Consider the following 237-nt stretch of genomic DNA (forward strand, 5'->3'; position numbering starts at 1 on the left):
ACCGAGGGCGCTGCGGCCTACAACCTTCCCTTTGCCCTGCGTTTGACGGGAAGTGTTGATGTGGGGGCGCTTGAGGCGGCGTTGGGGGACATTGCTGATCGGCACGAGAGTCTGCGGACGGTGTTCCCGGATGTGGACGGGGTGCCGTATCAGGAGATCAGGGAGGGTGCCGAAGGCCGTCCGGAACTGTTTGTGGTGGAGGCCGGCGATGGCTGGCGTGCGTTCATGCAGGAGGAG

Annotated in this window: 1 protein-coding gene; it reads left to right on the plus strand. The window is 64.6% G+C overall.

Features of this window, described 5'->3' with window-relative positions; translation table 11 throughout:
- On the plus strand, positions 1–237 hold a 237-nt coding region (locus tag KVT45_RS55645), incomplete at both ends, for a condensation domain-containing protein (protein WP_217562774.1).

This window comes from Streptomyces sp. GbtcB6 (assembly GCF_019091475.1).
Classification (GTDB): Bacteria; Actinomycetota; Actinomycetes; order Streptomycetales; family Streptomycetaceae; genus Streptomyces; species Streptomyces hyaluromycini.